General features: G+C 69.8%; 21 protein-coding genes and 1 pseudogene. 9 read left to right on the top strand and 13 right to left on the bottom strand.

The window, feature by feature from the left end; genetic code table 11:
- The first annotated feature begins 621 nt into the window (after positions 1-621).
- The 3 genes from ACW4TU_RS10775 (at position 622) to ACW4TU_RS10785 (ending at position 2,914) form a co-directional block, all read left to right on the top strand.
- Positions 622-1,788: a citrate synthase gene (locus ACW4TU_RS10775; RefSeq protein WP_457430024.1), complete on the top strand. Its 1,167-nt coding sequence runs from the start codon at positions 622-624 to the stop codon at positions 1,786-1,788.
- A 74-nt stretch (positions 1,789-1,862) separates the two neighbouring features.
- Entirely contained in the window at positions 1,863-2,150 is a 288-nt protein-coding gene (locus tag ACW4TU_RS10780; RefSeq protein ID WP_457426995.1) for a transposase, read from the top strand.
- On the top strand, positions 2,138-2,914 hold the full coding sequence (locus ACW4TU_RS10785) for an IS3 family transposase (RefSeq protein ID WP_457426997.1): 777 nt from the start codon (positions 2,138-2,140) through the stop codon (positions 2,912-2,914). Before ACW4TU_RS10780 ends, ACW4TU_RS10785 begins: the two co-directional genes overlap by 13 nt.
- 325 nt (positions 2,915-3,239) lie before the next feature.
- On the opposite strand, the pseudogene ACW4TU_RS10790 reads toward ACW4TU_RS10785, so the two are convergent.
- A pseudogene (locus ACW4TU_RS10790) lies at positions 3,240-3,371 on the bottom strand (citrate synthase/methylcitrate synthase); the annotation flags it as partial.
- A 98-nt stretch (positions 3,372-3,469) separates the two neighbouring features.
- On the opposite strand from ACW4TU_RS10790, the gene ACW4TU_RS10795 reads away from it, so the two are divergent.
- The 5 genes from ACW4TU_RS10795 to ACW4TU_RS10815 all read left to right on the top strand — a co-directional run bounded on the left by ACW4TU_RS10795 (position 3,470) and on the right by ACW4TU_RS10815 (position 9,204).
- Positions 3,470-4,726: a citrate/2-methylcitrate synthase gene (locus tag ACW4TU_RS10795; RefSeq protein WP_457426999.1), complete on the top strand. Its 1,257-nt coding sequence runs from the start codon at positions 3,470-3,472 to the stop codon at positions 4,724-4,726.
- A 73-nt stretch (positions 4,727-4,799) separates the two neighbouring features.
- Positions 4,800-5,738, top strand: a complete 939-nt coding sequence (locus ACW4TU_RS10800; protein ID WP_457427001.1) for a sucrase ferredoxin — start codon at positions 4,800-4,802, stop codon at positions 5,736-5,738.
- A 143-nt stretch (positions 5,739-5,881) separates the two neighbouring features.
- The gene (locus ACW4TU_RS10805) at positions 5,882-7,621 is read left to right on the top strand and encodes an ATP-binding protein (protein ID WP_457427003.1); all 1,740 of its coding nucleotides are present in this window, start codon (positions 5,882-5,884) and stop codon (positions 7,619-7,621) included.
- Complete coding sequence (locus ACW4TU_RS10810; protein ID WP_457427005.1) at positions 7,618-8,298, top strand: response regulator; 681 nt, start codon at positions 7,618-7,620, stop codon at positions 8,296-8,298. Before ACW4TU_RS10805 ends, ACW4TU_RS10810 begins: the two co-directional genes overlap by 4 nt.
- Positions 8,299-8,511: 213 nt before the next feature.
- On the top strand, positions 8,512-9,204 hold the full coding sequence (locus ACW4TU_RS10815) for a response regulator (protein WP_457427007.1): 693 nt from the start codon (positions 8,512-8,514) through the stop codon (positions 9,202-9,204).
- Between the two features lie 48 nt (positions 9,205-9,252).
- Here ACW4TU_RS10815 and ACW4TU_RS10820 read toward each other — a convergent pair whose 3' ends face one another.
- The 6 genes from ACW4TU_RS10820 to ACW4TU_RS10845 form a co-directional block, all read right to left on the bottom strand.
- Positions 9,253-10,845 (bottom strand): solute symporter family protein, encoded by a 1,593-nt coding sequence (locus ACW4TU_RS10820; protein WP_457427009.1) that lies wholly within the window; start codon positions 10,843-10,845, stop codon positions 9,253-9,255.
- Positions 10,842-11,408, bottom strand: a complete 567-nt coding sequence (locus ACW4TU_RS10825; RefSeq protein WP_457427011.1) for a DUF485 domain-containing protein — start codon at positions 11,406-11,408, stop codon at positions 10,842-10,844. Before ACW4TU_RS10825 ends, ACW4TU_RS10820 begins: the two co-directional genes overlap by 4 nt.
- 69 nt (positions 11,409-11,477) lie before the next feature.
- Positions 11,478-12,161, bottom strand: coding sequence for a response regulator transcription factor (locus ACW4TU_RS10830; RefSeq protein WP_457427013.1), 684 nt, complete (start codon positions 12,159-12,161; stop codon positions 11,478-11,480).
- On the bottom strand, positions 12,158-13,309 hold the full coding sequence (locus ACW4TU_RS10835) for a sensor histidine kinase (protein ID WP_457427015.1): 1,152 nt from the start codon (positions 13,307-13,309) through the stop codon (positions 12,158-12,160). The genes ACW4TU_RS10830 and ACW4TU_RS10835 overlap by 4 nt, the downstream gene beginning before the upstream one ends.
- Complete coding sequence (locus ACW4TU_RS10840) at positions 13,306-13,884, bottom strand: DUF1453 domain-containing protein (protein ID WP_457427016.1); 579 nt, start codon at positions 13,882-13,884, stop codon at positions 13,306-13,308. Before ACW4TU_RS10840 ends, ACW4TU_RS10835 begins: the two co-directional genes overlap by 4 nt.
- Before the next feature lie 205 nt (positions 13,885-14,089).
- A complete protein-coding gene (locus ACW4TU_RS10845) occupies positions 14,090-16,210 on the bottom strand; it encodes a DNA gyrase/topoisomerase IV subunit B (protein WP_457427018.1) in 2,121 nt (706 codons plus the stop codon).
- A gap of 450 nt (positions 16,211-16,660) precedes the next feature.
- Here ACW4TU_RS10845 and ACW4TU_RS10850 point away from each other — a divergent pair, with 450 nt between their 5' ends.
- Positions 16,661-16,891 carry a DUF7455 domain-containing protein gene (locus ACW4TU_RS10850; protein WP_055532400.1) on the top strand — a complete coding sequence of 77 codons (231 nt, stop codon included), beginning with the start codon at positions 16,661-16,663 and terminating at the stop codon, positions 16,889-16,891.
- Between the two features lie 166 nt (positions 16,892-17,057).
- Here the strand turns inward: ACW4TU_RS10850 and ACW4TU_RS10855 are convergent, their stop codons facing one another.
- The 6 genes from ACW4TU_RS10855 to ACW4TU_RS10880 form a co-directional block, all read right to left on the bottom strand.
- Entirely contained in the window at positions 17,058-17,924 is an 867-nt protein-coding gene (locus tag ACW4TU_RS10855) for a S1 family peptidase (RefSeq protein ID WP_457427020.1), read from the bottom strand.
- 221 nt (positions 17,925-18,145) lie between these two features.
- Positions 18,146-19,681 carry an RNA polymerase sigma factor gene (locus ACW4TU_RS10860; RefSeq protein ID WP_457427022.1) on the bottom strand — a complete coding sequence of 512 codons (1,536 nt, stop codon included), beginning with the start codon at positions 19,679-19,681 and terminating at the stop codon, positions 18,146-18,148.
- A gap of 514 nt (positions 19,682-20,195) precedes the next feature.
- Positions 20,196-21,083, bottom strand: a complete 888-nt coding sequence (locus tag ACW4TU_RS10865) for a FadR/GntR family transcriptional regulator (RefSeq protein ID WP_457427024.1) — start codon at positions 21,081-21,083, stop codon at positions 20,196-20,198.
- A gap of 162 nt (positions 21,084-21,245) precedes the next feature.
- On the bottom strand, positions 21,246-23,324 hold the full coding sequence (locus ACW4TU_RS10870; protein WP_457427026.1) for an ABC transporter ATP-binding protein: 2,079 nt from the start codon (positions 23,322-23,324) through the stop codon (positions 21,246-21,248).
- An 82-nt stretch (positions 23,325-23,406) separates the two neighbouring features.
- A complete protein-coding gene (locus tag ACW4TU_RS10875; protein ID WP_457427028.1) occupies positions 23,407-24,165 on the bottom strand; it encodes an NUDIX hydrolase in 759 nt (252 codons plus the stop codon).
- 131 nt (positions 24,166-24,296) lie between these two features.
- Positions 24,297-26,213 carry a glycogen debranching N-terminal domain-containing protein gene (locus ACW4TU_RS10880; protein WP_457430025.1) on the bottom strand — a complete coding sequence of 639 codons (1,917 nt, stop codon included), beginning with the start codon at positions 26,211-26,213 and terminating at the stop codon, positions 24,297-24,299.
- Positions 26,214-26,853: the final 640 nt, after the last annotated feature.

Below are 26,853 nucleotides of genomic sequence, written 5' to 3' on the forward strand. Positions count from 1 at the left end.
AGCAGGACGCCGGCCTATGGTTGATGATGTTGACGTGGGTCGCGATATGCGCCACCCCAGCGACCGGCTATGAAGAACACGCTTTTAGCGCTCGTCTGAAGAATAAGGTCGCGGGAATCTCAGCATGCCGCCCTTCGGTGTCGCGCGGGGAAGCCATTCGTACTCCCAGCAATGAAATGGCCGCGCCCGCCTCCGCAACGAAAAACCGATCGGTTCAGCCTCATCGTAAACCGATCGGTTTTCGACCGCAAGTTCCAGCGGAAGAGCGCCGTTCGATTGCCCCCGATGTCCGCGCGGACTGGCTGTTCGTGGCTGACACCACGGCCGCCGGCCGTGCTGCCACCTCCCGCCCTGGCTACTGAGCCTGAACTCGGGCTGTCGTAGCCGATGACAGGGTTTGTCCTCGCGGGCATACCGGCGCTGGACTGGCCGCGGCTCACCCAAGCACGCGGCAGTGTTCTGCTACGGAGCGTCCTGCGCGCCGAGCAGAGGACCCATGTGCGCGATCACCAGCCCGCACTCCCTCGCGGATGCCACGCCACATCGCATTACATTGATTCAATCAATATTGACGTGCACTACGTCAATCATGGACAGTCGAATCAAGTTCAAGGAGGGAACATGCCTACCAACCCAGCCGCGTCCACCTCGATCGATGTACCGCGGGGCCTCGCGGGTGTCATCGTCACCGACACCGCACTCGGTGACGTCAGAGGACTGGAAGGCTTTTACCACTATCGCCAATACTCAGCTGTCGACCTTGCGCGGACCCGCGGCTTCGAGGACGTCTGGTACCTGATGGTCCACGGCGAACTGCCGAAGGCTGCGCAACTGTCCGCGTTCGCCGCACAGACAGCACAACTCCGCCGCCTGCCCGATGACGTGCGCGCCGTATTGCCCGCCCTCGCCGCGGCGAGCGGCGCCTCCGGGCCGCTTGCCGGTCTACGGACCGCACTGTCCCTGCTCGGCGCCTCGAAGGGGTTCCGGCCGGTGTACGACATCGACGCCGACCAACGGCGCGCGGACACGGTCGCGGCCGCAGCGGCCGTACCCACGCTGCTGACGGCGCTGTACCGGCTCGGGCAGGGCCTCGAACCGGTGGAACCGCGGACGGATCTGCCGTACGCCGCGAACTACCTTTACATGCTGACCGGTTCGGAACCAGACGCGGACCGGGCGAGGGCGATCGAGCAGTACTTGATCTCGACCATTGACCATGGATTCAACGCATCAACGTTCACGGCGAGAGTGATCGCATCGACCGGGGCTGACGTGGCGGCCGCCCTGGCCGGCGCGGTGGGGGCACTCTCCGGCCCCCTCCACGGCGGCGCTCCGAGCCGTGCGCTGGACACGCTGGATGCGATCGGCAGCCGGGACCGTATCGATCCGTGGATCCGGCAACACGTCCTTGCCGGGGACCGCATCATGGGCTTCGGCCACCCCGTCTACCGCACCGAGGATCCCCGTTCCCGCATGCTGCGTGGCATCGCGGAACAGTTCGGTGGTCCGCTGGTCGACTTCGCGGTCGAGGTCGAACAGCGCGTGGAGGCAATCCTGGCGGAACTCAAGCCCGGCCGCGAACTCCACACCAATGTCGAGTTCTACGCGGGCGTGGTCATGGAACTGTGCGGCCTGTCGCGGCAGATGTTCACCCCGACCTTCGCGGCCGCGCGAGTGGTCGGCTGGGGAGCGAACATCCTCGAACAGGCGCAGGATTCGAAGATCATCCGTCCGGCGGCACGGTACGTCGGACCGCAAGCGCCAGTGGCGGTACCGACCGTCGCCTGACCCTGGCTCGCAAATACGCCTCTGTCCCTCCCCTCGTAGCGTAGAGACCGTGACTGCAGGGGAAGTTGGGAGTCATGGCGGAGAAGCGACGGAAGTTCGAGCCGGAGTTCCGTGAGGGAGCTGTACGGATCGTCATGGAGACCGGCAAGACGATCGCGGAGGTTGCCGAAGACCTGGGGATCAACGAGACCACCCTGGCGAGCTGGGTCTCCCACGCCCGCCGGGCAGGGACCGCACCGGCCGGCGGAAGTGACGAGCTGGAGCGTCTGCGGCGGGAGAACGCCCAGCTCAGGCGGGACAACAAGGAGCTGGGCTTGGAGCGTGATGTCCTCAAACGCTGCATGGTCCTGTGGGTGAAGTAGCCGTGGCGGACCCGGCGTCCGTCGTCGGGGTGATCAGCGACTTCAGGACCGAGCACGGCATTTCGCACCGCGTCTCCTGCCGCGCCCTGGGCGTGAGCGAGTCGTGGTTCTACAAACACCGCACCCACCAGCCCACCCGGCGTGAGCTGCGCAGACAGCGTCTGGTCGAGGCGGTGAAGGGAGAGTTCGACGACTCCGGCGGCACCTACGGCTCGCCGAAGATCTGGATCAGGCTGGTGAGGCAGGGCTGGCGGGTCTCGGTGAACACCATCGCGAAGATCATGGCCGAGCTCGGCCTGGCCGCGCGGAAGGTACGCAGACGGCGGGGGCTGACCTGCCCGGGGAAGCGGCCGGCCGCCCCGGACTTCGTGCGCCGAGACTTCAGCGCCGAGGCACCCGACCTGGTCTGGTGCGGGGACATGACGGAGATCGAAACCGGCGAGGGCAAGCTGTACCTGGCCACGGCGGAATACGCCTCACGGAGGTTCCGCCGGGCCTGCCACCGGCTGAGCGTTTTCCAGTCCATGGGCCGCGTCGGATCTTGTTTCGACAACGCCGTCAGCGAGGCGTTCAACAGCGTGCTCAAAGTCGAGTACGTCCACCGGCACACCTTCGCCACCCGCGCCGCGGCCCGGATCAGGATCGCGACCTGGATCACCGACTTCTACAACACCCGTCGGCTACACAGCGTGTGCCATTGGAAGAGCCCGATCGACTACGAACACGACTACTGGGCCAGCTTCACCGAGGAGCTGGCTGCATAGGAAGGTCTCCACAGTTCGAGGGGATTGACAGCATTCGTATGCCTGGCCCCGCTCTGGAGGCAGGCGTCCCCATCGCAACTCGACCAAGGCAGGAGCGGAGAGCCGTCGAGGTCGCCGCTCCTGATCGATCTCCGTCAACTCGGGCCTCCCAGAAGCAGCTTGCAGAGGCACTGCCTCTGACTGCCTCCGAGCGACCCGGGTCGTACCGGGGTCGAATCAGAGCGTTTTCCTCTGACTGCCTCCGATCGCCTCTGCAACCCGTCCTAGCAGGTCACAGCCGCTTTAACCCTCATAAGCCCAGGTCAGAAAGGGTGCGGCAGATTTACTGGCGGTAGTGGTAAAAGCCCTCGCGCCCCCTGACGTCACCAATTCGGGTGTCGGTGACGACGACGCCCGCGAGTCCTCGCGGTACGTCGACAACGGTGTTTGCGGCTGTTGCGGCCCGATTGTTCGGCATGTTTCCTCCCTGAACTTGATTCAACTGTCCATGATTGATGAAAACGATGTCAATATTGATTGAATCAATACATAGTCCATACGGATACGGTGACCTACATGCGCGATCAGGAACCCGCCCCCGACCACCCCAGCCGCCGGCTGAACACCAGGGAGACCGCCGAACTGCTCGGTGTGAAGCCCGAGACCGTGTACGCGTACGTGAGTCGTGGTCAGCTCAGCAGCCGACGTGATCCCGGGGGCCGGGGCAGCACCTTCGACGCCACGGAGGTGGAGGGGCTCGCCCGCCGCAACAAGCGGGAGAGCGCGGGGAGTTCGACCTCGGGCGGCGAGCTGTCCGTACGGACCCGGCTCACCCTCATCGACAAGGACCGGTACTACTTCCGGGGCGTCGACGCCGCCGAGCTGGCCGCACGCCACTCCTACGAAGAAGTCGCCGAATGGCTGTGGACCGGCACCCTGCGCCCCGGTGCCATCTTCACCGCGCCCAAGGCCTCTGTCGCCGCCGCCCGCCGCTCCGTCAACGCGCTGCCGGAGCACAGTGACCCGGTCGACCGGCTCCGGGTCGCCGCCATCGCCGCGGCAGCGGTCGATCCGCTCCGCTTCGACCTCTCCGAGGGCACCGTGCTGGGCACCGCCCGCACCCTCATCCCCACCCTCGTCGCCGCCCTGCCGCCACGCGCACCCGGCCACCGCGACGACGGTCCGCTGGCCCACCGCCTCTGGGCCCGGCTCACCGTCCGGATCGCCGACGAGGCGTCACTGCACGCCCTGGACACAGCACTCGGCCTCCTCGTCGACCACGACCTGGCCGCCTCGACCCTCGCCGTACGCGTCGCGGCATCCGCTCGCGCGCACCCCTACGCGGCCGTCTCGGCCGGACTCGGCGTCCTCGAAGGCCCCCTTCACGGCGCCGCCAGCGGCCTGGCACACCGGATGCTCCTCGACGTGCTCGACGAGGGCGACGCGGCTCCCGTGGTCGCGGACGAGCTGCGCGCGGGCCGCCGCGTCCCCGGGCTCGGCCACCGGCTCTACCCCGGTGAGGATCCACGCGCGCGTGCCCTCTTCGCGCTCCTCGACGAGATGCCGCACGCCGCGCCCGCTCTCGCCGCGGCCCGCGACATCGTGACGACCACCGCCCGTCACACCCCCCTGCACGCCAATGTGGACCTTGCCCTGGCCGTGTTCACCGTCGCCTGCGGCATGGGAGCGTCGGCAGGCGAGACCATCTTCGCCGTCGCCCGTACGGCCGGCTGGATCGCACACGCACTGGAGGAGTACGGCGAGCGCCCGCTGCGGATGCGCCCGTCCGGAATCTACGTCGGAGAGCGCCCTCCCCAAACGCTCCCGGAGTAGCCCGAGACACCGGAACCACCCGTTCCGCGCGGCTGGAAGTCGCCTCGCGTCAAGTCAGGTTAGGCTCACCTCTGTGAGTAGGTGCGCAACCGTCTCCCGGGACCTCGACGAGCCCATCGCGGGAACCGCGGCGACCGCGAGGACGTGGCTGCTGCTGGAGCAGTCGGGCCCGTGGGGTGCCCAGGCGCTCACCATGAGCCACCTGGACCCCGCCCTCGGGCGCGCCCTGGAGAAGGCCGCGGAGGGCACCGGCGTACGGATCGCGCTGATCCGCCGCCCCGGCCGGCACGCCGACTTCGGGCCACCCGCCGTACGACAGGTGTACGCGGCCCACACCTCGCCAGGGAACGTCTGGCTGCACAGCGCCACGACCCGCGCCCCCGAGCAGTTGCTCGACCTCGACTTCGCCGCGCTCGGCAAGGGCGCCCCCCAGACCTTCGACGCCGCACTCCAGGGGCGGCCCCACACCGGGGACCCCCTCGCGCTCGTCTGCACCAACGGCAAGCGCGACCGCTGCTGCGCGTTGCTCGGCCGCCCTCTCGCCGCCGAACTGGCCGCCTCCGGGGTCGAGGGCGCCTGGGAGGTCACGCACCTCGGCGGCCACCGGTTCTCCCCGACGCTGCTCGTCCTGCCGTACGGATACGCGTACGGCCGCGTCCAGGCCCCGCACGTCAAGGAGGTCCTCCAGGGCGTGCGCGAAGGGCGTGTCGTCGTGGAGGGCTGTCGCGGCTGTTCCGCCTGGGAGCGACCCGGACAGGCCGCGGAACTGGCCGTCCGCTCAGCGGCACGCGAGTACGCGGCGGACGCGCTGAGCGTCGTACGGACGGACGGTTCGGCACCGCACTGGGAGGTGACCGTCGCTCACACGGACGGGCGCCGGTGGAGTGTCGCGGTGACCCAGGGCGCCTCGCTGCCGCCTCGCCCGGAGAGCTGCGGATCGGCGTTGGGTTCGCCGGCGCGGATCGACGTGGTGGCCGTGCGCGAACTGGAGTCCACGGCTCCGACGCGCTGACCGCCCGCGTCGTCCCGTACCGCCCGCGGTCCACCCGTCAAGCACCTCGTACACACCCATGCACACCTGTACACACATTGATCAAGGGATCCACGTCACACCCCACTACGGCACGGGCCGCTGATCCCCGTACCGTCATGGGTATGAGCCCCACTCCCCCTGGACGCCGCCTGCGCCTCGGTCTGCCGCGGCGGATGTTCTCGCAGGTGCTGCTGATGCAGGTGGCGATCGCCGCGGGAGTCGCGGTGCTCGCGACCGGGCTGTTCCTCGCCCCGCTCAGCGATCAGCTGGACGACCAGGCGATGCGCCGGGCGCTGGCGATCGCGCAGACCACCGCGGCCCAGCCGCAGATCGCCGCGGACCTGCAGGCGAGCAGGCCGTCGGCCGACGGGCCGGTGCAGACCGAGGCGGAGCGGATCCGGAAGGCCAGCGGGGCCGAGTACGTCGTGGTGATGGACATGCATGGCGTGCGCTGGTCGCACACGGATCCGAAGGAGATCGGCCGGGTCGTCTCCACCGACCCCCGCCAGGCCCTGGCGGGCAAGGAGGTCATGGAGATCGACAGCGGCACCCTGGGCCGCTCGGCCCGTGGCAAGGTGCCACTGCGCGACACCGGCGGCAGAGTCGTCGGGGCGGTCTCGGTCGGCATCGAGTACGACAGCGTCCGCGCCCTGCTGTTCCACGCGATTCCGGGGCTGCTCGCCTACGCGGGCGGCGCCATGGCCGTCGGCGCCCTGGCCGCCTGGCTGATCTCCCGGAGGGTGCAGCGACAGACCCGGGACCTGGCCTTCTCGGACATCGCGGCGTTGCTCGCGGAGCGCGAGGCCGTGCTGCACGGCATCCGTGAGGGTGTCGTCGCCCTGGACCGCGCGGGCAGGGTCCGGCTCCTCAACGACGAGGCACAGCGCCTGCTGGGCATCGGCGAGGAGGCTGTCGGCCGCTCCCTGGACGAGGCGCTCGGTGCCGGACGTACGACCGATGTGCTGGCCGGACGTGTGACCGGAACCGACCTGCTCACTGTGCGTGGCCAGCGCGTTCTGGTCGCCAACCGCATGCCCACCGACGACGGCGGCGCCGTCGCCACCCTGCGCGACCGCACCGAGCTGGAGCAGCTCGGCCGTGAACTCGACTCCACGCACGGTCTGCTCGACGCCCTGCGCGCCCAGGACCACGAACACGCCAACCGTATGCACACGCTCCTGGGCCTGCTCGAACTGGAGATGTACGACGACGCCGCGGAGTTCATCGGCGAGGTGGTGGGCGACCATCGGGCCACCGCGGAGCAGGTCGCCGAGAAGATCCGCGATCCGCTGCTCGCCGCACTGCTGGTCGGCAAGGCCACCGTGGCAGCGGAGCGCGGTGTCGCCCTGTGGGTCTCGGACCGGACCCTGCTCCCGGACCGGCTGATCGATCCCAGGGGACTGGTCACCGTGGTCGGCAATCTGGTCGACAACGCGCTGGACGCCGTGGCCGGCACCGCGCACGCGCGCGTGGAGGTCGAACTGCGCGCGGAGGGCCGAACCGCGGTCCTCCGGGTGTGCGACACGGGCCCCGGAATCCCGGCGGAACAGCGCGAGTTGATCTTTACGGAGGGATGGTCCACGAAGAAGCCCCCGGCGCACGGCAAGCGCGGAATCGGTCTTCCCCTGGTACGCCGGCTCGCGGAGCGGCAGGGTGGCAGCGCGCGCGTGGACGAGGCCGAGGGCGGGGGCGCGGAGTTCACGGTCGTACTGCCCGAGGCACTCGCGGAGACGGACCCGGCGGCGGAACCCCGACGCGGTCACGTCCCGGAGGCGGAGCACGTGCGTGTCCCGGACACGGAACCGTCCCCGGCCATCACCTTGGCCCCCGGTGCGTCCCCCACACAGGAGGAGTCGAGATGATCGAGGTCCTGGTCGTGGACGACGACATCCGGGTGGCACGCGTCAACGCCGCCTATGTCGAGAAGGTGCCCGGCTTCCATGTTGCGGGAGCGGCGCACAGCGCGGCCGAGGCACTGCGGCGGTTGGAGGCGCTGCCGCACCTCGACCTCGTCCTCATGGACCACTATCTGCCCGACGGCACGGGCCTCTCCGTCGTCCAGGAGATGCGCCGGCGCGGCCACGAGACGGACGTGATCATGGTGACGGCGGCCCGGGACGTGTCGACCGTGCAGGCGGCGATGCGGCAGGGGGCGCTGCAGTATCTGGTCAAGCCGTTCGCCTTCGCGGGGCTGCGCGCCAAGCTGGAGGCGTACGCGGAGCTGCGCCGCACCCTCGACGGCGGTGGCGAGGCCGAACAGGCCGAGGTGGACCGGATCTTCGGCGCCCTGTCCTCCGGACCCGAGCCCGAGCTGCCCAAGGGACACTCCCCCACCACCGCCGAACTCGTGCGCCGAGCCCTGGTGAACGCCGAAGGCCCCCTGTCGGCCCAGGAGATCGCCGAACGGACCGGGGTGAGCCGCCAGACCGCCCAGCGCTATCTGAAGCTGCTGGAGCGCACGGGACGGGCCAGGCTGACCCTCAAGTACGGTGACGCGGGCCGCCCCGAACACCGTTATGTGTGGGCGACCCGCCCCTGAGGGCGAGCGCCGCGGAGTTGTGAAGATCTTGCTCGCGCCCCGCTGTTCGGTGGCGGGAGACATGGCGCATGCCACAACATCGGACTTCGGGGCGCAAGCCGTACCTCTGCTTGCGAAAATCTGTTCTGCTTGTTCCGCGCGCCAAAGCAGCGGAGCCGCAACACGGGTTCACCGCACGGGCTTGCCGCTCGTCGGCCCTGAGGGAGAGGCCCGATGATTGACGTCCTCGTAGTGGACGACGACTTCCGTGTCGCAGAGATCAACGCCAGGTATGTGGGCAGGGTTCCCGGTTTCAGGGTCGCCGCCCGCGCGCACAACGCAGCTCAGGCCCTTGCCGCCGTGCAGCAGGGCAGCATCGATCTGGTCCTGCTCGACCACTACCTGCCCGACCAGACGGGACTCGAACTCGTGCACCGTATGCGCGAACAGGGCCAATGCACCGATGTCATCATGATCACGGCAGCGAGCGACGTGGTGACCGTACAGGCCGCGATGCGCTTGGGCGCGCTGCACTACCTGGTCAAGCCGTTCACCTTCGCCGCACTGCGCACCCGCCTGGACTCCTACGCCGCCCTGCGCCGCACCGTCGACCACGTAGGGGACCGGAGCCACGCCGGGCAGGAGCAGGTCGACCGGATCTTCGGTGCCCTGCGCACGCCGCCCGCCCCCTCGCCCCCCTGCCTTCCGAGCGGCCACTCGGAACCGACCACGGACCTCATCTGCGGCGTGCTTCACCGCGCCGGCCACCCGCTCTCCGCTCACGAGGTGGCCGCCGAGACAGGCCTGAGCCGCTCCACGGCCCAGCGCTACCTCCGCCATCTGGAACAGGCAGGCCGCCTCCGCCTCTCCCTCAAGTACGGCGACACGGGCCGCCCCGAACACCGGTACGCATGGGTGGCCCCCTGAGTCCCTTCCTTGCCCTTCACGGTCGCACAACAGTGAAATCGCCGCCCGTCAAACGGCCCCCGCCCCCGTGAGCGACCGCACCTCGGTCTCCGCGTGCTTGGCCTCGTCCGGATCCTCCGCCGAGGTGACCGTGCCGAGCCAGCCGGCGAGGAATCCCAGCGGGATCGAGACGAGGCCCGGGTTCTGCAGCGGGAAGTACTGGAAGTCCACTCCCGGGAACAGCGATTCGGGGCTCCCCGACACCACGGGCGACAGCAGTACGAGGACCACTGACGGAATCAGCCCCCCGTACACCGACCACACCGCACCCCTGGTCGTGAAGCCGCCCCAGAACAGCGAGTAGAGCAGCACCGGCAGGTTCGCGGACGCTGCGACAGCGAAGGCGAGACCCACCAGGAACGCGACATTGAGATCGCGGGCCAGCAGGCCGAGGGCGATCGCGACCACGCCGATGCCGACCGCGGAAGTGCGGGCCACGGCCACCTCGCTGCGTGCCTTGGCACCCGGGCGCCGCAGTGACGCGTACAGGTCGTGGGCCACGGACGCCGAGGATGCGAGGGTGATGCCCGCGACCACCGCGAGAATCGTTGCGAAGGCGATGGCAGCGACGATAGCGAACAGAACCGTTCCGCCTGTGGAGTCCGCTCCGCCGCCCAGATCGAGGGCCAGCAACGGGACCGCGGTGTTCCCGGCCGCGTTCGATCCACGGACGGCCTGCGGTCCGACGATCGCCGCCGCGCCGAAGCCGAGGACGATCGTCATCAGGTAGAAGCCACCGATGAGCCCGATCGACCAGACGACCGATCGGCGCGCGGCCCTGGCGGTCGGCACGGTGTAGAAGCGGGAGAGGATGTGCGGCAGCCCGGCCGTACCCAGTACGAGGGCGAGCCCCAGGCTCATGAAGTCGAAGCGCGAGGTCCAGTCACCGCCGTACCTCAGCCCGGGGGCGAGGAACGCGTCACCATGACCACTGCGTTCGGCCGCCGTGCGCAGCAGTTGGTCGAAGTCGCCGTGGAACCGCACCAGCACCAGCACGGTCAGCGTGATCGCCCCGCCCATCAGCAGGACCGCCTTGACGATCTGGATCCAGGTAGTGGCCCGCATCCCTCCCAACGACACATAGATCACCATGAGCGCGCCGACCGCGATCACCGTCCAGGACTGCGCCGCCTCGCTCGTCCCGCCCAGCAGCAGCGCGACCAGGCTGCCCGCCCCCACCATTTGTGCCACCAAATACAGAACGGACACGGTGACCGAGGAAGTTCCCGCGGCGATCCGCACCGGCCGCTCCCGCATCCGCGACGCGACGACATCGGCCAGGGTGAACCGCCCGCAGTTGCGCACCAGTTCGGCGACCAGGAACAGCACGACGAGCCAGGCGACCAGGAAGCCCACCGAGTACAGCAGTCCGTCGTAGCCGAAGAGCGCGATGAGACCGGAGATGCCGAGGAAGGACGCGGCCGACATGTAGTCGCCCGCGATGGCAAAACCATTCTCTATCGGGGAAAAGAGCCGACCGCCCGCGTAGAACTCCTCCGCCGAGCCCTGGCGGTGCCGGCTCACCCATGTGGTGATGGCCAGTGTGACGGCCACGAACGCGCTGAACAGCACCAGCGCCAGCGTCTGATGGTTGCCGGTCACGATCCACCGCCTCTGAGGCCGCGCGTCAGTTCCTGGGTGTCCCAGCGCAGGTCGAGCGCGGCCCGGTCCCTGCGCAGCCGTGCGTGCCGTGCGTACGCCCAGGTGAACAGGAACGTCGTGAGGAACTGTCCGAGTCCCGCCAGCATCGCCACGTTCACCGCGCCCACTACGGGCCGGGCCATGAATCCGGGCGCCGTGGTCGCGGTCACCACATAGCCCACGTACCAGGAGAAGAAGATGGCGACGCCGGGGATCACGAACCTCCGGTACCGACTGCGCACCTCCTGGAAGGCGGCGCTGCGCTGCACCTCCAGATAGACGTCGGCCGCGCCGCCACCCCGCCCCTCCTGCTCCCGGCGCACGGGCGGGACGACGGGCGCGGGTGCACCCGTGCCGTCCAACTCGCCCCAGCCAGAGGCGAGCGCGTCGTACCAGGGGTCTTCGAATCGCGGGTCCCCACCCACCCCCGCGTGGGTCGGGGCGGTGTCACGACCTTCGGGGGGCTCGGCCGAACTCTCGGGGCCGCCCCCGCGTCCGTTGGAGCGACCGGTGCTTGACTGCATGCCCAAGGATGGACAGAACGGGAAGATCCCCGACTCTTCTTCTCCACAGTCTTCACCCCATTAGGTGACTCACCCCGTGGGAGGGCGCACCAATCCCCTCCCATAGGCGTAACGCACCGCCTGCGCGCGGTCCTTGATTCCCGTCTTCGCGAAGAGGTTGTTGATGTGGGTCTTCACGGTCGCTGTGGAGACATGCAGTTGGTGCGCGATCTCCTGATTGCTGAGGCCGTCCGCGATCAGCACCAGCACCTCGGTCTCCCTCGTGGTGAGCCCGTCGGGAGGCTCGGCGGGCGCGGCGGACTCCTTCTCCGGCTCCGTCAACCGCTCCAGGAGCCGCCGCTGGATGCTCGGCGCCAGCCCCGCGTCCCCGGACAGCACGCTGTGCACCGCTCTGACGATCTCCTCGCCGTCCGCGTCCTTGGTGAGATAGCCGCGCGCGCCTGCCCGCAGCGCGCGGAACAGCGACTCATCGTCCGCGAACGTCGTGAGCACCACGACCTGTGTCCCGGGGTGCTCCGCCCTGATCCGCCGGGTCGCCTCGACGCCGTCACACCGCGGCATGCGCAGGTCCATCAGCACCACGTCCGGCGCGAGTTCACCGGCGAGCCGCACGGCCTCGTCCCCGTCGCCGGCCGCTCCGACGACCTCGATCCCGGGCAGCAGGCCGAGCAGCATCACGATGCCTTCCCGTACGACGGTCTGGTCGTCCGCGACCACGACCCGCGCGGGCCTCAGGCCTGCCTCCCGCGTCATGTCGGCACCCTCAGTGTCACCACGAACCCCTTCTCGCCCGGCCCGGCATCCAGCGAACCGCCCAGCAGCTCGGCACGCTCCCGCATGCCCAGCAGACCGTACCCGCCGCCCGACTCGGCGAATTCGCCCGGCGCACCGCCCGAGTCCCGTACGTCCAGCGTCACTTGGTGCTCGCTGTAGTCCAGCCGCACCTGGACCTTGGCGCCCGGAGCATGCTTGCGGACATTCGTCAGTGCCTCCTGCGCGACCCGGCGCACGGCCTGTGACGCCTCCGCCGGCAGCTGTCTGCGCTCACCCGTAATGGTGACGCCCACGTCGCCGGTCGCGCCGACGAGTTCACTCAGGTAGTCCTCCAGCGGGGACAACTCGCCCCTCAGCGCCGACAGGGCCTGTCTCGTCTCGGCCAGACCGTCGCGGGCCATCCCCCGTGCCGCCACCACCCGTTCGAGTATCCGGTCCCGGTCGGCACCCCGCTCGATCAGCAGGCGGGCCGCTTCCAGATGCACCAGCTGCGCCGAGAGGCTGTGTGCCAGTACGTCATGGATCTCCCGCGCGATCCGAGCGCGCTCCGCGAGCGCCGCCGACTCCGCTTCGGCGACCCGCGCGGCCCGCTCCTGGGCAAGGAGCCGCTGGGCGTTGCCGCGCGCTTCGGCGTCGAGCCGCAGGACGTATCCGGCGAGTGCGAGACCGATGCTGGTGACGATCGTGGTGAGCAAGGGATCGTCATTGACGACCGCGTAGGAGCCGAGAGCCACGATGCTCATGGGCAGAGCGGCTGACAGGGGCATTCTTTCCAGGGCCGTGATCGCGCACCCGCACCACAGAACGAGAGCCGGCACGCGGAAGCCCGTGGTCTGGCCCGCGACGGCGAGGCCTTGAAGCAACAGGAGGAGAGCCAGGGATGGCCACAGTCGGTGCTGGAACGTTGTGCGGTAGAGCGCCCAGGCGAGCAGCGCGGCGGCCAGGACTCCCCCGACGGCCAGGGCCGAGTCCCAGCCCTGGGGCGGATTGCTGCTGACGGCTCCCCACAGCAGCATCCCGAGGACCAGCATCCGGGTGGCCCAGGCGAGCCGACGGCGGTTGCGTGAGATTCCCTCGCGGCCAAGCGCCTCTCGGGAAGGCCAGCGCAACCAGTCGTTCTTCGTCACACGCGCTCCTTCCGCAACCACACGCCGTCACCGTAAGCCGTCGTCTGCCGGTGCGCCGAGGGCGTCGACGCCGGATGCGGCGGGTCCGGGTGCGGCGGGTCCGGGTGCGGGGATGCCAGGTGCAGGGACCGTGTCCGCCAGCGCAGGATTCCGGCGCGGAGCAGGAGAGTCGCCGCCAGGGCGAGGAGAAGGGCCGAGGTGCCCTGGTGGACGCCGAGTGCCACGCCCAGGGCGAAGAGGCCGGCGCGGAGGCCGATCCCGATGATCCACACGGCGACGCTCGCCTTGGAGCCCCGACTCCACACCACGCCGTCCGCCTCCGCCCAGACGCGGGTCGTCCAGGCCCAGCCGGCTCCGGTAGCGAGGCCTATGAGCAGTTCGGCCACGAGCAGGGTGATCGACTCCGTGCGGTGGTGGATGTCGACAAGGCCGGGCTCACGCAGGGCCACGACGGTCAGGATCACGGGCACGACCCACCAGCGCCGGTCCGCGTCCATCCGACGTGTGCGGGACTGTCGTACGACCACCAGGGCGACGACCGCGACGATCAGCAAGGCATCAACGAGCCCGGACATCAGGCCTCCGTGGGCGAAGAGGGAGCGGGTGTCGCCAGCGGGTGCTGTCGACGCCTTCGACGCTACGGAAATCAGCAGGTCCCAGGATCGGAGCCGGGGTGGATCAAGGGTGGATTCACCACCGGTCGAGGGTCCACCCCAGGGTGGAGAGATGGCGCCGGGGCAGCACTCGGAAGTACTGCCCCGGCACCGGAACCCGGACGGGTCACGCGTCGATTCGCGACCTGTCCAGCGTTGCCGCCGAGTTGGAGATGAACTCCTTGCGAGGAGCGACGTCGTTGCCCATCAGGAGGTCAAAGACCTGTTCGGCGGACTCCAGGTCGGACACGTTGATCCGGCGCAGCGTGCGATGGCGCGGATCCATCGTGGTCTCGGCAAGCTGGTCGGCGTCCATCTCGCCAAGACCCTTGTAGCGCTGGATCGAGTCCTTGTGGCGGACACCCTTGCTCTGGAACTCCTGAAGCTTCTCGCGCAGCTCACGGTCCGAGTAGGTGTAGACGTACTTGTCCTGGCCCTTCTTCGGCTGGATGAGCTCGATGCGGTGCAACGGCGGCACCGCGGCGAACACCCGGCCCGCTTCGACCATGGGCCGCATGTAGCGGTGGAACAGGGTCAGAAGCAGGGTGCGGATATGGGAGCCGTCGACGTCGGCGTCGGTCATCATGATGATCTTGCCGTAGCGGGCCGCGTCGATATCGAACGTACGGCCGGATCCGGCCCCTATGACCTGGATGATCGCGCCGCACTCGGCGTTCTTCAGCATGTCGGTCACGGACGACTTCTGGACGTTGAGAATCTTGCCGCGGATCGGCAGCAGTGCCTGGAACTCCGAGTTCCGGGCGAGCTTGGCCGTACCGAGCGCGGAGTCGCCCTCCACGATGAACAGTTCGCTGCGCTCGACGTCGTCACTGCGGCAGTCTGCGAGCTTGGCAGGCAACGAGGAGGACTCCAGGGCCGTCTTCCGGCGCTGTGCGTCCTTGTGCTGACGGGCCGCGATGCGCGTACGCGCCGCGGCAACAGCCTTCTCCATGACGACACGGGCCTGCGCGGCGGCATCCCGCTTGGTCGATGTCAGGAAGTCCTTGAGCTCCTTGGACACCACGTTGGTCACGATGCGGCGGGCCGCCGAGGTACCGAGCACCTCCTTGGTCTGGCCCTCGAACTGCGGCTCGGCGAGACGCACGGTGACGACCGCGGTGAGACCTTCCAGGGCGTCGTCCTTGACGATGTCGTCCTCGGCCACCCGCAGCAGCTTCTTGGTGCGCAGCACCTCGTTCATCGTCTTCGCGACGGCCTGTTCGAACCCCGCCATATGGGTGCCGCCCTTGGGCGTGGCGATGATGTTCACGAACGACTTGAGGGTCACGTCGTAACCCGTCCCCCAGCGCAGCGCCACGTCGACACCCAGCTCGCGGGTGACCTCGGTGGGCGTCATCTGGCCGTGGTCGTCGAGGACCGGGACCGTCTCCTTGAAGGATCCCTGACCGGAGAAGCGGAGGACGTCACAGACCGGCTTGTCGGTGGCCAGGTACTCGCAGAACTCGCTGATGCCTCCGTCGAAACGGAAGGACTCCTCGCCCTTGCTGCCGCCCTCACCGAGCCCTACCTCGTCACGGACGACGATGGTGAGACCCGGCACCAGGAACGCGGTCTGCCGAGCGCGCTGGTGGAGGTTGTCCAGGGAGAGCTTGGCGTCCTTGAGGAAGATCTGGCGGTCGGCCCAGTATCGAACGCGCGTACCAGTTCGGGTCCTGGGAACCCGCTTGGTCTTGCGCAGGCCCCCCGGCTCGAACGTGGCGTCCGGGCCGGCGTCGGAGAAGGATCCGGGCACGCCCCGCCGGAAGCTGATCGCATGGGTGTTCCCCCCGCGGTCGACCTCGACGTCCAGGCGTGCCGAGAGCGCGTTCACCACGGACGCGCCCACACCGTGCAGGCCGCCGGAAGCGGCGTACGAGCCGCCGCCGAACTTGCCGCCGGCGTGCAGCTTGGTCATGACGACCTCGACACCGGAGAGGCCGGTTTTGGGCTCGACGTCCACGGGGATGCCGCGGCCGTTGTCCCGCACCTCGACGGAGCCGTCGTCGTGCAGGACGACGTCGATGTGGTCGCAGTAGCCCCCAAGGGCCTCGTCCACGGAGTTGTCGATGATCTCCCAGAGGCAGTGCATCAGGCCACGGCTGTCGGTGGACCCGATGTACATGCCCGGACGCTTTCGCACGGCCTCGAGGCCCTCGAGGACGAGCAGGTGCCGCGCGGTGTAGTTGGAACCGTCCCGGTCTGCTCCTGCCAGCAGCGCTGTGGACGGCACGGACGTATCGGCGGTCACGCGGTTCGCTCCTCGCTGAATTTCAATTGGGGCCCTGATGGGTAAGGGCCTGGCTTCGGTCGCCGCTCAGAGGGTACCGAGGCCTGGTAGAGCCGATGTAACACCACCCTCGACGAAACTCACACTAATCCAGAGTCGCATGCCTGTTCGATCCCTCGATGGAGTGAAGTACATATCACGTTCCCTTCCAGGCATGAACCATTTAGGCTCCGGGCACGTCCTCATGGACAACCGGCAATCCAGCCGGGAGGACCAACACCCCTACAGACGACCGACAGCGCGAACCCGTACAGACACAAAGACACGCAATACGGCACATTCGCCGCCAACCGGAAGCAGACAGCCACCTCGAAAAGATTTTTTCGAGGAAAGGCCACGAGCGGGAACGTTTTCGGCCTGGTTGGATGTTGACCCTGGTACGACAGCTCGTCGAGCTAGAGAAGAGGCGACGTGACTACTGTTCTGACCCCCGCGAGCCCGCTGACGGCCGCTGATCGCTGCGACCGCTGCGGCGCCCAGGCATACCTTCGCGTTGTCTTGGCGAGCGGCGGAGAACTGCTCTTCTGCGCCCACCACGGTCGCAAGTTCGAGCCGGAACTCAAGAAGATCGCCGCTGAGATACAGGACGAGACGGAGCGACTGACGACCGTTCCGGCCAGCTCCAACGAAGAAGAACGCTGATACCGCACGTCGACGACGAGCCAGCCCCGGCACAGGTCGGTTGATTCGGGCGGCCACTCCTGCAATCAGGAGTGGCCGCCCGCTTCACTCAAGCCGCTCAGGGGCCCTCAGGCGCAGTCGCGAGGGTGGACCCCCGACAACCCCCCGCCTCGCCGCCCACGCGCCCTCAGCCGCCCTTCACGGCCGCACCGGCGGCACCCCACCCCAACGTCCGCACGACGCCCGAGACCCGCGTGTAGACACCCGGACTGCCGGGCCGTCCACAGCCGCTCCCCCAGGACACGAGCCCCACCAGCCGGCCCTGAGCGACCAGCGGCCCTCCACTGTCCCCCTGGCAGGCGTCCGGCCCACCTGCGGCCTCGCCCGCACACAGCATGCTGTCGGCTCGGTACGTCCCGTCGGCGCTGCCCGGGTACGCCCGCTCACAGAGCGCGTCGGACAGCACGTGCACCTGTGCGGCCCGCAGCGTGCGCGCGTAGTCGCCGCCTCCCGTGATGTCGCCCCAGCCGTAGACCGTGGCGCTCGTACCGGGTTGGTAGGCCGGGTCGCCGACAGCCGCCATCCCGATGACCGAGCCCTCCGGAAGTGCCTCGGCGAGGGTGAGCACGGCGAAGTCCCCGGCGTTGCTGATCTTGTCGTAGCCCGGATTGACCCAGGTGTCGCGTACGGCGATCTCCTTGCCCTGGGTCGACGTCAGGTCCGTACGCCCGGTGATGACCTTGAGGTCCCGTACGCGATTGGGCGGCGCCCCCAGGACGTCTTCACCCATGCAGTGGGCCGCGGTCAGTACGGTGGTCCGGCCGACGGCCACACCGTCGCAGAACTGCCCGGCGCGCGTACCCCCGAACCGGTCACGGCTGGACAGCGCCACCGTCCACGGGACCTCGGACACGTCGACCGGGAATCCACCGACGACAATGCCGTCGGCGGCCACAGGGGCGGCGGATGCCAGCGGTATCAAGGCCGCCGAGGCCGCCATGACCAACGACCGGGTCAGTGCCCGGGACAGGGCCCGGACAAAAGGGTGACGCATGCGCACTCCTCACTCTGGGGTGATCACGAGAAACCCAGAGTGATCCAACAGACTCCGCCCCGCACGCTCGCGCCACGAAAGAGGGACGCCGCAGACGGCAGCACCCCGCTCCGCACGCGCCGGGCCGCACTCCCCGCACGCCGGTGCGCGGCCTCACCTCCGCTCAGCACGAAGGCCCGGCCCCCCTGGGGGACGGGCCTTCCGTGTCGTACGACCGCGACCTAGTCGAGATAGTCGCGCAGCACCTGGGAACGCGACGGGTGGCGCAGCTTCGACATGGTCTTGGACTCGATCTGGCGGATGCGCTCGCGGGTCACGCCGTACACCTTGCCGATCTCGTCGAGGGTCTTCGGCTGACCGTCGGTGAGACCGAAACGCATCGAGACGACGCCCGCCTCGCGTTCGGAGAGGGTGTCGAGGACGGAGTGCAGCTGCTCCTGAAGGAGCGTGAAGCTGACCGCGTCGGCCGGGACGACCGCCTCGGAGTCCTCGATGAGGTCACCGAACTCGCTGTCGCCGTCCTCACCCAGGGGGGTGTGGAGGGAGATCGGCTCACGGCCGTACTTCTGGACCTCGATGACCTTCTCGGGGGTCATGTCGAGTTCCTTGGCCAGCTCCTCCGGGGTGGGCTCGCGGCCCAGGTCCTGGAGCATCTGGCGCTGCACGCGCGCGAGCTTGTTGATGACCTCGACCATGTGCACCGGGATACGGATGGTGCGGGCCTGGTCGGCCATCGCGCGGGTGATCGCCTGACGGATCCACCAGGTGGCGTACGTGGAGAACTTGTAGCCCTTGGTGTAGTCGAACTTCTCGACAGCGCGGATCAGACCGAGATTGCCCTCCTGGATGAGGTCCAGGAAGAGCATGCCGCGGCCGGTGTAACGCTTGGCCAGGGAGACCACCAGTCGGAGGTTGGCCTCCAGGAGGTGGTTCTTGGCGCGGCGACCGTCCTCGGCGATGATCTCCAGCTCGCGCTTGAGCTTCGGGGCGAGCTTGTCGGCGTTGGCCAGCTTGTCCTCGGCGAAGAGGCCTGCCTCGATGCGCTTGGCGAGCTCGACCTCCTGCTCGGCGTTGAGCAGCGGGACCTTGCCGATCTGCTTGAGGTAGTCCTTGACCGGGTCGGCGGTGGCACCGGCGACGGCGACCTGCTGGGCCGGCGCGTCGTCCTCGTCGTCGTCGGAGAGGACGAAGCCCTTGTTCTCGGCCCCTTCCTCTTCCTCTTCGCCGGGCTTGACGTCCTCGAGTGCTTCGTCCTCGACGGCCTCGGCGTCGTCCTTGCCCGCGGTCGTCTTCTTGGCCGTCGCCTTCTTGGCGACGGTCTTCTTCGCGACCGCCTTCTTGGCAGTCGTCGTCTTCTTGGCGGCGGCCTTCTTCGCGGGCGCCTCGTCGTCGACGGAGGGCTCGACGGAGGGGGCCGCCGGGGTGGCGGTGGCGGTGGCCTTCTTCGTGGTCACCGTCTTCGCCGCGACCGTCTTGGTGGCGGTGCGCTTGGCCGGACTCTTCGCTGCGACGCTCTTTCGGGTGCGCTTGGGCTCCGCGGCACTGACCATCAGCGTCACACCCTCTTCCTCGAGGATCTGGTTGAGGCTGCGCAGTACGTTCTTCCACTGAGTGGCCGGAATCTGGTCAGCTTCGAAGGCCCGACGCACGTCGTCGCCGGCGATCTGCCCCTCAGCCTTTCCCCGCTCGATGAGCGCCATGACAGAGACGGACTCGGCGATCTCCGGCGGGAGCGTACGGGATGTGCTGGCCGACACGAACAACCTCTCGAACGTTGGAAAACGGCTTCCGGCCCCGTCCACTACGGACAGGAACCGACGACCGCCGACTGGGGATGGGCCGACGGCGCGGGCGGGGGCCGGGAAGATGCACAGCGCCTTGAACGGCGTCCGTATTCCCTCCGCGGCTGTCACCTCTTAGGTCATCGCGCTGCCTCCGCAAGCGTTACGCCCAATCTGCGTGGCCCGAGTCACACCCCGTAAGAGCCCAGAAGCGATCAAATATTACTAAACATGGTCAGTCATGGCGGCAACCAGGCCGTCCCGACCCATCTGCGTCCCCATCGGCGGCGGTATTCACAGCCTTGCCGGGCGCTGCATGACGGTCCGCCGCCTCTTTCTCGCACCACTTCACCACCCGGTCGCCCATCTCACCACCGGACCCCGCCGAGCCCTCTCGGGATCCGACGGGGCCCCGGCAGTGACGGTTCGCGGGCCGAGCGATGTTCCGGAGGGCGACACGGCCTCCGCTCACGCCGCCCTCGGCGCGCGGTCAGTGCTCGCGCGGGGCGGGGACCACGCGTTCCACCTCGGGGTGCACCATGAGGAGCTGCCGCATGGCCGCCTCCGCCCCCGCGCCGTCGCCCGTCCCGAGAGCCTCGACGATCCGGGCATGGTGCGCCAAGGACGCCTCGGTGGGCCGGTCGCAACCGGTGATCGGACCGCCGGACACCTGGAGGGCGGCGGACACGATCCCGGAAAGGTGCTCCAGCATGCGGTTGCCCGCGAGCTGGATGAGCAGCGAGTGGTACTCGGCGTCGGCGCGCGAGAACGTCAGCGCGTCACCCTGGCTCATGGCGTGACCCATGATCTCGACCATGTCGACGAGCCGCTGCTGGACCTCCTCACGCCCGTGCCCGGCGGCGAGGCGAGCGGCGAGCGGCTCGATCGTCCAGCGCAGCTCGCTGAGCTCGCGGCGCTGGTTGTCGCGCTGCGGCCCAAAGGCGCGCCACTCGATGATGTCGGGGTCGAGGAGGTTCCAGTCGCTGACGGGGCGCACGCGCGTGCCCACGTTCGGCCGGGCGCTCACCAGGCCCTTGGCCTCCAGCACCCGGAGCGACTCACGGACTACGGTGCGGGACACCTCGAAACGCTGGCCGATCTCTTCGGGCACGAGGGGGCGGTCCGCGCCCAGGTCGCCGGAGACGATCATCTGGCCCAGCTGCTGGACGAGTTGACCGTGCAGCCCGCGACCGCGGCTGCCCGCGGTGCGACGGCCGACACGGCCCAGCTCCGGGTCCGAGGCGTCCCAGGAGGGGACTCCCACCCGGTCGGCACCGGGAGCCTCGGCGTAGGGGTAGCGGTCAAACCCGCCCGGGCCGACGAGACCGGAGTCTGCGGAGCGGGCGGCGGTCATCATGGTCTGCGCAAGGGTACTCACGGATCTTTTGTCGGCTCCGTCTTCAACTCCCTTGAGGTCTTTGGTGAAAAGCACACGAAAGGGTGATCGCTCACCTCGTCGCAATTGACGCCTTATCGGAAAGAAACGGGCGTTCCCCGGGGAGTTGTGCGCAGGGCAGGACCGGAAGGACCCGGACGATCGTCATCGGACCCTGCTTCGCAGGGTCGTGAGCAGATACGCGCAGAGCAGGGCGGCCAGCGACAACGTCAGCGCGCCGCCGACGGGTTGGGCGATGATCCGCGCGCCGGCGGCCAGATACCGCTCGCCCCCGAAGGGCCACTGCGCCAGGAGCAGTTCCCGCAGGCGCAGGGAGAAACCGGCCGCGCTCCGCACGGATGAGCCGTCCAGGACCTTCTGTACGAGGGGCACCACGAGGACCGGTACGGCGACCACCGCCGCGAGCCCGGCGGTGGTGGACCGGAAGATGCCCGCGGCCAGCACTCCGGCCCACGCGCAGCCGATCACGAGGCCGAACCAACTCGTGGTCAGTGCGAGCCAGTCCGCGGGAACTCGCGCCAGCTCCCGTCCGTAGACGAGGTAGAGCACTTCTGCGTCGCAGCCCACGGTGAGGAAGGCCAGCAGCAGCCCGGTGGCCGCGGCGACGAGGAGCTTGGCGAGGAGCAGTCCCAGTCGGCGGGGCACGGTGCCCCGGTCGGCCGCCAGTGCGGGGTGGCGGAACTCGTCGCCGAAGGCGATGGCGCCCAGCAGCCCGGCGCCGAGTGCCGCGGGCGGCAGCGGCAGCTCCTGCGGCCAGGCGGCCAGCAGGCGGTGCTGCGGAGTGTGGCCGACGCGGGCCAGGAGTACGGCGATGAGCACGGACGAGACGAGCACGACTGCCCCGGTCAGGAACCCGGTGCCGACACCGCCGGCCCGGCGCAGCTCGTAACGGAGGGGACGCAGCGGACTCGGAGCGGGGCGGACGGAGATGGGGGGTGGGAGCGGGGGCAGGCTGCCGGAGGCGAGGGCGTCGGAGGGACGCGGGCAGGCGTCCTGGGGGCGCGCAGCGGCGGACGCCACCGAGGCACGCCCGGCTGTCGGCAAGTGGCTGGTGGGCACGTTCGGCTCGGGGAGACGGGTTGCCGGGGTGGTCCCGGTTGACGCCGCAGTGGCTGTGCGAGGACCTTGCCCGGCGGAGTCGTGCGATACGGAAAGGCCCGGAGTCGTGGCAGAACCCGGAGGCACGTCGGTGTCCTCCGGCGTGGCCCCGGCAGTCTTCCCTCGTGCCGGGTCGTCGACCTTTCCGGTCATACCGATTGCTCTGACCTCACCAGGCCCAGTTGTCCCGTCAGCCGTACGGGCCACAACGCATGCCAGTGGCTCGTTCTGACGGGTCGAGCCGGCTCCGGGACCCATGTCACCGATCTCGTCGGCGAGTTGGTGGACGAGGATGCCGTGCCGGAACGCGGTCTCACCGATGTCCGCGCAGGTACTGCCGTACACGGAGAGCCGGTTGCCGGCCTCTGGCACGACCTCCACGGAGCGCTGCGCAGCCCGGGCCTCTTTGGTCAGCAGAGCCGCGAGACGAGCGGCGTGCGGGCTGCGCACGGCGACGCGGGGGCGCAGTCTGGTGCGGGAGAAGTCCGCGGCTTCCTGGTCGGCGACGAGTCGCCCCTGTTCCAGGGTGATGATCCGATCGGCGGTGCGGGCCGCCTCCTTGGGATCGGTGGTGGTGCACAGGACGGTGCCACCCTGGGCCGCGTGAGCGCGCAGCATGCCGTGCAGCCAAAGGCGTTCGCCGGCGGACAGACCGTCGGTGAGCGCGTCGAGCACGAGGGTGTGCGGGTCCGTCAGCAGGGCGCAGGCGAGGCCGAGCCGACGGTCCATGCCGCGCGACAGTGTGCCCAGACGTTCGTCGCGGAGGCTGACGAGGCCGACGACCTCGAGGACTTCGTCGGCACGGCGGACCGGGACGCCTGCCGCCGCGCACAGCATGCGGAGTTGGCCCCGGACGGTGCGCGCGGGGTGCCCCGGCACATCGCCCAGGAGCACGCCGACCTCACGTGACGGATGGGCGATGCGGTGCAGTGGGCGGCCTCTGAAGTAGGCGGTCCCACGGCCCTGTTGGAGTTCGAGCATGAGCCTGAGCACGGTTGTCTTGCCGGCGCCCGGGGCGCCGAGGAGCGTGGTGACGCAGCCCGCGCGTGCCTCGAAGGAGACGTCGTCGACGGCGGGCGGGAGCTCCTTGCAGGGGTTGCTGGTCAGTCCGAAGGCCTGGATCACCCGTAGCAAGATAGCGCGTTATGTCCGTTTTCTTGGGTGTGGCGGGGCCCTGAAGGAGGGCGTCGCCCCAGCGGGTTCGGTGTCAGACCTCGGGACGCAGCATCGGAGGGTTGAGCAGGGTGGCGCCGCCGGCCCGGAACAGCTGGGCCGGGCGACCGCCCTGCCGGGTGGTCGTACCTCCGGTGGGGACGAGGAAGCCTGGAGTGCCCGTGACCTTGCGGTGGAAGTTGCGCGGGTCGAGGGCGACACCCCACACCGCCTCGTACACACGGCGCAACTCGCCGACGGTGAACTCGGTCGGGCAGAACGCCGTGGCCAGCGACGAGTACTCGATCTTGGAGCGGGCGCGCTCCACCCCGTCCGACAGGATCTGGGCGTGGTCGAAGGCGAGTGGTGCCGCCTGTTCGCCGTCTCGGCCGTAGCCGCCCTGCTGCAGGAGTTCCTCGACGGGTGCCCAGCGGGCACTGTTGGCGTCACCGCCGGCGCGGGGGGCGGGTAGGTCGGGGGCGAGCGCGAGATGGGCGACACTGACCACCCTCATCCGGGGATCGCGCTTGGGGTCGCCGTATGTCGCGAGCTGTTCCAGGTGAGCGCCGTTGTCCTGAGCCGGGGCGTCCGGGTCGTGGGCGCGCAGGCCGGTCTCCTCGGCCAGTTCACGCGCTGCGGCCTGTGCCAGATCCTCATCGGCCCGTACGAAGCCGCCCGGGAGCGCCCAGCGCCCCTGAAAGGGCGCCTCACCCCTGCGTACCGCCAGCGCGCACAGGGCGTGACGACGCACGGTCAGCACGACCAGGTCCACGGTGACGGCGAAGGGCGGGAAGGCTGACGGGTCGTAGGGCATGCCGAGATCATAGTCGTCTTCCTGACGATAAACACTCCCCTCTCCGGCCGCACACATGACTGGTCCACGGTGGTCGGGCCCGCGTCCCGCAGACCGCTTCAGGTCGTCCTCCCGAGACATGTCGTACGAGGTCACGCACCCAATTGCAGTCCCGCGGCGGCCTCCTCGACCATGGCCACGCCGAGACGGCCGACCCGTACGGAAAAGGGGGCACCCGCGATCCGCAGCCCGGTCAGGCTGATCTCGCCCAGCGGCACGCTGCGTACCGGGCGGAGCATGACCGTGCCTGCCGGGGCGTCCGGGCGGATACCGGCCAGGGTCGCGAGGAGCAGCATCCCGGAGGCGGCAGCGGTGGCCGACGGCCGGCAGGCCGCCGGGTGGGGCAACGGAGCGCCTCCTTCCACGCGCTGCTCCCCCGCGTACATCTCCGGCAGCCGGTACTCGAAGGCCTCGGCCGCCGCCAGGAGGCCGCGCAGCAGCGCACTCGCCTCCTTCTCGTACCCGGCGGTGGCCAGGCCCGCGACGGCCACCGCGGTCTCCTGGACCCGCACGGCACCGCTCCGGTGGCCGAACGGGTTGTATCCCGCCTCCTTGACGCCCAGGCCGCGCAAGCCCCAGCCGGAGTCCATGGCCGGACTGCCGAACAGCCGGGCGAGCTGTCCGGTCTGCACCTTGTCGAGCAGCCCGGGGGCCGGCCCGCCCGCGCCCAGCAGACCGGTGTCGAGGAGATGGGCGGCGATCGCACCGAAGTGCGGCACGGTGCGCCCGTCCGGCGTACGGGCGGCCGCAGGTCTGCCGCCGCCCCGGTCCTCGACCCAGAAGTCGTCCCTGAACGCGGTGCGCAGCTCCTGGGCCCACTGCCGCAGCCCGGCACCGCCCGGCCTGCCGTACGCGTCGAGGAGATCGGCGCCCAGGAGGGCGGCGCGGTGTGCGTGGGCCTGCGTCTCGCAGCGCAGCGGGCCGCCCGGTTGCGGATCGGGCAGGTAGGTTCCGTCGCCCACGGTCACGCGCAGCCAGGTCAGACAGCGCTCGGCGGTCGGTAGCAGTTCCTCGGTCACCTGTTCCGGAAGCCCCCAGCGCCGGGCCTCGGCGAGGAGCACCGGGAAGAGCAGGGTGGCCTCCGTACCCGTACAGCCCGGTGGCAGGTGGGGACCCGCGTCCCGGAGCGGGCCGGGGAGCATGCCGGATCTCGGGCCCGGCCCCGGGAGCTGGGTGCGGGCGAGGGTTCGCAGCGTGGCCGCCGCGAGCCCGGTGCCGAGGGGAAGCGTCATTCGGGCGGCGGCGAGAGCCTCGGCCGGGGCCATGCCGCAGCGCCACGGCGCGCCTGCCGCGAGATGGGTGTCGGAGGGATGCGCGAAGTCGCGCAGAAGCAGGGCCTGGAGGTCTTCGACGCTGGTCCGCAGTAGCGCCTCGACACGGGGATCGTCGCCGGCGGCCCGTGCCGGGGCAAAGGGGCTCGTCGCCACGTGGCCCACGGCCCGGACAGGCCCCGCGCCGTCCTGCCGTATACGCAGCTCCAGGGTCATGGAACCGCCCGGGGGCAGTTCGAGCTCCCAGCGCAACAGGCCCGCGGAGGCAAGCGCGTCGGCGGGTGGCGGGTCGGCGGAGACGGCGGCGCTGCCGGTGGCGCAGGACCAGCGCAGGCCGGAGGCGTGGACGCTGGCGGGCAGTTCGGGGCCCGCGGTGCCGGAGGCGATCGTGCCCAGGTCCGCCATGTCGGTACCGAGCGATACCTCGACCGGCAGGCGCAGCGGGCGCGGCGCCGAGCTGTGCAGGGTGATCCGCTCCGTGCCGTCCGCGTGGCGGATGCGCTCGACGATGACGTCCGGGTCCGGCCCGCCGTCGGGGGAGACGCGCAACGTCCCCACGAAGCGGGCGCGGTCGGCGGCTGTCATCCGGGCCTGTACCGCGAGTGGTTCACGGCCCGCCACGCGGACCTGGCACCGCGCGAGCACGCGCCTGCCCCCGCGGTAGAAGCCCTCCAGTCCCCGACCGGTGAGCTGCCCCTGGTCCGTGGAGATCGCGAGCCCGGGGAGGGCGACGCAGATCAGGGTGGTGTGGGTCGGGGGCAGCTGAGCAGGACGGCGGACGGCGGACGGCGGGACCTGCGGCGGCCGGTGAGAGGGAGGCGGCGCCAGCGATGGCGACGTGCCCCTTGCCAGGGGTGCGGAAGGGCGCCCGGTGCCAGGGAAACGAGGCTCCGAGCCTCGCGGGTCCCCTGCGTTCCCGGGTGCTGCTCCGCCGCCACCTCCCCGCAAGGGCGGCGTGGGTGTGCCTGCGGCACGACGGTCGTCGTCGGCGGCCGAGGGCGGGGTCGGCGGATACATGGGCGACTTCTTCTGCGCTCTGGGCGCCGAGGGCGCGCTCGGCGCCCGGTAGGGGGCTTCGGCAGGACAGGGGTGATGCGGCGGCTCGGCCTGTCCAAGGGTTCCGCCACTCAGGTGAACGGACCAGGGCTTCCCCGAGTCACGCCTCCGGCGGGACAGGCCGACCGAATGGCGGTGAGGCGGAGCATACGTCCGGCCGGCGCCGGGACGACTGCATCGGCCGTCCCCTGTGGCCGGGAGGGTGGGTTGTCGGTGAGCCGCCCTGGCGCCGGTCAGTTGTACGTGGGACGCATTGCCGTTGCTCAATCGCCGGTCGCGTGTTCCGCCGTTGCCGAACCGTCCGCCGACAGGCACGCGGTTG

This window comes from Streptomyces kryoterrae, assembly GCF_054072135.1.

Excerpts from the sequence above, each read along its gene's own strand:
- ACW4TU_RS10775 (WP_457430024.1), top strand. The coding sequence starts at position 622 with ATGCCTACCAACCCAGCCGCGTCCACCTCGATCGATGTACCGCGGGGC.
- ACW4TU_RS10780 (WP_457426995.1), top strand. The coding sequence starts at position 1,863 with ATGGCGGAGAAGCGACGGAAGTTCGAGCCGGAGTTCCGTGAGGGAGCT.
- ACW4TU_RS10795 (WP_457426999.1), top strand. The coding sequence starts at position 3,470 with ATGCGCGATCAGGAACCCGCCCCCGACCACCCCAGCCGCCGGCTGAAC.
- ACW4TU_RS10805 (WP_457427003.1), top strand. The coding sequence starts at position 5,882 with ATGAGCCCCACTCCCCCTGGACGCCGCCTGCGCCTCGGTCTGCCGCGG.
- ACW4TU_RS10810 (WP_457427005.1), top strand. The coding sequence starts at position 7,618 with ATGATCGAGGTCCTGGTCGTGGACGACGACATCCGGGTGGCACGCGTC.
- ACW4TU_RS10815 (WP_457427007.1), top strand. The coding sequence starts at position 8,512 with ATGATTGACGTCCTCGTAGTGGACGACGACTTCCGTGTCGCAGAGATC.
- ACW4TU_RS10825 (WP_457427011.1), bottom strand. The coding sequence starts at position 11,408 with ATGCAGTCAAGCACCGGTCGCTCCAACGGACGCGGGGGCGGCCCCGAG.
- ACW4TU_RS10830 (WP_457427013.1), bottom strand. The coding sequence starts at position 12,161 with ATGACGCGGGAGGCAGGCCTGAGGCCCGCGCGGGTCGTGGTCGCGGAC.
- ACW4TU_RS10840 (WP_457427016.1), bottom strand. The coding sequence starts at position 13,884 with ATGTCCGGGCTCGTTGATGCCTTGCTGATCGTCGCGGTCGTCGCCCTG.
- ACW4TU_RS10855 (WP_457427020.1), bottom strand. The coding sequence starts at position 17,924 with ATGCGTCACCCTTTTGTCCGGGCCCTGTCCCGGGCACTGACCCGGTCG.
- ACW4TU_RS10875 (WP_457427028.1), bottom strand. The coding sequence starts at position 24,165 with ATGCCCTACGACCCGTCAGCCTTCCCGCCCTTCGCCGTCACCGTGGAC.